This is a genomic window from Sandarakinorhabdus rubra, from assembly GCF_010994245.1.
GTDB classification, from domain to species: Bacteria; Pseudomonadota; Alphaproteobacteria; order Sphingomonadales; family Sphingomonadaceae; genus Sandarakinorhabdus; species Sandarakinorhabdus rubra.
The window spans coordinates 1-4,386 of record NZ_WMHO01000215.1 but is presented as its reverse complement, the minus strand read 5'-3'; the positions used below and the strand labels follow the sequence as shown (position 1 = coordinate 4,386).

Sequence of the window (4,386 nt, the reverse complement as noted above, 5' to 3'; positions counted from 1 at the left end):
CACAGCCGCGCCGCGTGCCGCCAGCGCCACCGCCAGCGCGCGCCCGATGCCGCTTGCCGCACCGGTGATCAGCACGCGCTGCCCGTTCCAGTCGATCATCCCCAGTTTCCTTGCCTTGCCGCAATTGACGAGACGCGCTTCCCGGTGCGACGTCAACCGCCGGGAGAAATGCCATGATCACCCGCCGCACGCTTGTTGCCAGCCTGCCGCTTGTCACCGCCGTGCCGGCCCTGGCCGCGCGTGACCGTTTTGCCCCGCTGCGCCGCGCCATCGCCGGGATCGAGCGGAGCGCCGGCGGACCGATCGGAGTCGCGCTCATTGATACCGGCAACGGCGCCCGCTTCTCCCATCGCGCCGATCAGCGTTTCCCCCTGTGCTCCACCTTCAAGCTGCTGCTGGCCGCCCGCCTGCTCGACGGCGCCCGGCGCGGCCAATGGCGGATGGACGAGCGGCTGCCGGTGCGCCGGGAGGACATGCTGTTCAACGCGCCCTTCACCGAGAAGCGCATCGGCGGCAGCGCCAGCCTTACCGAAATGGCCGAGGCGATGGTGGTGCAGTCCGACAACCCCGCTGCCAACCTGGCGCTGGCCCGGGTCGGCGGCCCGGCCGCGCTGACCATCTGGCTGCGCGAGATCGGCGATACCGTGACCCGGCTCGACCGCAACGAGCCGGAGATGAACAACGAAGTGCCCGGCGACCCGCGTGACACCACCACGCCGTCCGCCATGCTGGCCACCTGCCGCCGGCTGGTGGCGGGGCCGCTGCTGCCGGCGCCCGCACGGGCCCAGCTGCTGGGCTGGATGGCCGCCAGCCGCACTGCCGACACCATGTTCCGCGCCGCGCTGCCGCCGGGCTGGCGCGAGGCGAACAAGACCGGGGCGGGCAGCTGGCACGCCCGCAACATCGTGTCGATCATCACGCCGCCCGGCCGGCAACCGATCTGGGTGGCGGCCTATCTGTTCGCGGCGAAAGCCGAGCTGGAGGAACGCAACAGGCAGTTCGTGCCGCTGGGCCGCGCCATCGTCGAGTCGCTTGGCTGAGGTCTGCCCGCCGCCTCCACGGTGAACGCGAAACCGCTTGACCGCCGCCGGCAAATGCCTATCCCCGGCGGCGGGCCACGCCGTCCCAACGCGGCGCGCGCTCTCTGAGAGGAGAGAACATGACTGCAAAACCTGCCGTGCGGCCTGCCCGCGCGCACTTCTCGTCCGGCCCGTGTGCCAAGCGCCCCGGCTGGACCCCCGCCGGCCTCGCCATCGAAAGCCTCGGCCGCTCGCACCGCTCCAAACTGGGCAAGGCGCGGCTCAAGCTGGCCATCGATCTGACCCGCGGTATCCTGGGCATCCCCGACACGCACCGCATCGGCATCGTGCCGGCCAGCGACACCGGCGCCTATGAACTGGCGATGTGGACGATGCTGGGCGCCCGGCCCGTCACCGCGCTGGCCTGGGAAAGCTTTGGCGAAGGCTGGGTGACCGATGCCGCCAAGCAGCTGAAGCTCAATCCCACCACCTTCACGGCGCCCTATGGCGAGCTGCCGGACCTCGGCGCCGTCGATTTTTCGAATGACGTGCTGTTCACTGCCAACGGCACCACATCCGGCGTGCGCGTGCCCAATTATGACTGGGTGCCGGCCAACCGTGAGGGCCTGACCTTTGCCGACGCCACCAGCGCGGTGTTCGCGCAGGATGTCGATTGGGCCAAGGTCGATGTGCTGACCTATAGCTGGCAAAAGGTGCTGGGCGGCGAAGGCGCGCACGGCATGCTGATCCTCGGGCCGCGCGCCGTCGAACGGTTGGAAAGCTACACCCCGGCCTGGCCGCTGCCCAAGATCTTCCGCCTCGTCTCCAAGGGCGCGCTGAACGAAGGCATTTTCGTCGGCGAGACGATCAACACGCCCTCCATGCTGGCGGTCGAGGATTATATCGACGCGTTGCAATGGGCGAAAGGCGTGGGCGGGCTGGCGGGCCTGAAGGCGCGCGCCGACGCCAACGCCGCCGCGCTCGATGCCTGGGTGCAGCGCACGCCATGGGTCGAACATCTGGCGAAGGACCCGGCCTCGCGTTCCAACACCAGCGTCTGCCTGGTGCTGCCCGGCCTGCCCGAAGACAAGGTGAAGGCCATCGTCTCCCTGCTCGAGAAGGAGCAGGCCGCCTATGACATCGGCGCCTATCGCGACGCCCCGCCGGGCTTGCGCGTCTGGTGCGGCGCCACCGTGGACACTGCCGATGTCGTGGCGCTCACCCACTGGCTCGACTGGGCCTACGCCGAGGTGACGGCGGCCTGAGCGGCTGCCGTCCCACCGCCATTCCTGGCCCGGAACCGGGCCGCTGCTGAATTTTCCGGAGCACAACCATGCCCAAAGTCCTCATTTCCGACCAGATGTCCCCCAAGGCCGCCGAGATCTTCCGCGCCCGCGGCATCGAGGTGGACGAGATCACCGGCCTGTCGAAGGACGAGCTGATCAACATCATCGGCCAATATGATGGCCTCGCCATCCGCTCCTCCACCAAGGTGACGAAGGAGGTGCTGGCCGCCGCCACCAACCTGAAGGTGGTGGGCCGCGCCGGCATCGGGGTCGACAATGTCGATATCCCGGCGGCATCGGCACAGGGCGTCGTCGTCATGAACACGCCGTTCGGCAATTCGATCACCACGGCGGAACATGCCATCGCCCTGATGTTCGCGCTCGCCCGCCAGCTGCCCGAGGCCGATGCCTCCACCCAGGCCGGCAAGTGGGAGAAGAACCGCTTCATGGGCGTCGAGGTGACCGCCAAGACGCTGGGGCTCATCGGGGCCGGCAACATCGGCAGCATCGTCGCCGATCGCGCGCTCGGGCTGAAGATGAAGGTGATCGCCTATGATCCCTTCCTCACGCCCGAACGCGCCGAGCACATGGGCGTGACCAAGGTGACGCTGGACGAGCTGCTGGCCAACGCCGATTTCATCAGCCTGCACACGCCGCTGACCGACAGCACGCGCAATATCCTGAGCCGCGACAACCTGCTGAAGACCAAGCCCGGCGTGCGCATTATCAACTGCGCGCGCGGCGGCCTGATCGACGAGGCGGCGCTGAAGGAGCTGCTCGACAGCGGGCACATCGCCGGCGCCGCGCTCGACGTGTTCCTGGAGGAGCCGGCCAAGGCCTCGCCGCTGTTCGGCACGCCCAATTTCATCTCGACACCGCACCTTGGCGCCTCGACCGACGAGGCGCAGGTGAATGTCGCCATCCAGGTTGCCGAACAATTGTCGGATTTCCTCCTGACCGGCGGTGTCACCAACGCGCTCAACATGCCGTCGCTGTCCGCTGAAGAGGCGCCGCGCCTCAAGCCCTACATGGCGCTGGCCGAACGGCTGGGCAGCCTGGTCGGCCAGCTCGACAATGAAGGCATCAAGTCGGTACGCGTCGAGGTGGAGGGTGCCGCCGCGCAGCTCAACATCAAGCCGATCACCGCGGCCGTGCTGGCCGGGCTGATGCGCACCCATTCGGACACGGTCAACATGGTCAACGCGCCATACCTGGCCCGCGAGCGCGAGATCGACATCGCCGAGGTGCGCCATGAGCGCGAGACCGACTATCACACCCTGCTGCGCGTGACGGTGACCACCGCCACCGGCCCGCGCACGGTGGCGGGCACCCTGTTCGGCAACAGCAAGCCGCGCCTCACCGAGATTTTCGGCATCACCGTGGAAGCCGATCTGGCCGGCGACATGCTCTACATCGTGAACGAGGACAAGCCGGGCTTCATCGGGCGGCTGGGCTCCAAGCTGGGTGAGGCCGGCGTCAACATCGGCACCTTCCACCTTGGCCGCCGCGATGCCGGCGGCGAGGCGGTGCTGCTGCTGAGCGTGGACAATGCCATTCCCGACGCGCTGCTGGGCGCGATCCGCGCCCTGCCCGGCGTCAAGGTGGCAAGCGCGTTGCACTTCGTGTGATCCGCGAGAGCGGGGAGGAAGCGCTTGCTGCCCTCCCCGCTTGTCGCTAACCGCCGCTGCATGACGACATTCGGCCTCCTGCCCGAAGGACTGCGTGACCGGCTGCCCCCGCAGGCGCAGGCGCTGGCCAGCCTGGTGCGCACCCTCACCGATGTGTGCGCCGGCCATGGCTATGAACGGGTGGCGCCGCCGCTGGTGGAATATGAGGCAGGGCTTTCGGGAAACCGGCGCGAGCTGCTGCGCTTCACCGATCCCGTCTCCCAGCACACGCTGGCCATACGGTCGGACATCACTGGCCAGGTTGGGCGCATCGCCGTCACCAGGTTGGCCGGCGCGGCACGGCCGCTGCGGCTGATGTATGCGGGCCAGGTGCTGCGCGTGCGCGGCGACCAGCTGTCGCCGGAGCGGGAACGCACCCAGGCCGGCGCCGAGCTGATCGGCAGCGACGGCCCG

4 protein-coding genes are annotated in these 4,386 nt (G+C 68.8%); all 4 read left to right on the top strand.

The features are described 5' to 3' along the window. The first annotated feature begins 173 nt into the window (after positions 1–173). Positions 174–1,040, top strand: a complete 867-nt coding sequence (gene bla, locus GJV64_RS11885; protein ID WP_164157427.1) for a class A beta-lactamase — start codon at positions 174–176, stop codon at positions 1,038–1,040. Between the two features lie 119 nt (positions 1,041–1,159). Next, complete coding sequence (locus tag GJV64_RS11880) at positions 1,160–2,284, top strand: phosphoserine transaminase (RefSeq protein WP_164157426.1); 1,125 nt, start codon at positions 1,160–1,162, stop codon at positions 2,282–2,284. A gap of 68 nt (positions 2,285–2,352) precedes the next feature. After that, positions 2,353–3,933, top strand: coding sequence for a phosphoglycerate dehydrogenase (gene serA / locus GJV64_RS11875; protein WP_164157425.1), 1,581 nt, complete (start codon positions 2,353–2,355; stop codon positions 3,931–3,933). A gap of 60 nt (positions 3,934–3,993) precedes the next feature. Continuing rightward, on the top strand, positions 3,994–4,386 hold a 393-nt coding region (locus tag GJV64_RS11870; protein WP_164157424.1), incomplete at its 3' end, for an ATP phosphoribosyltransferase regulatory subunit.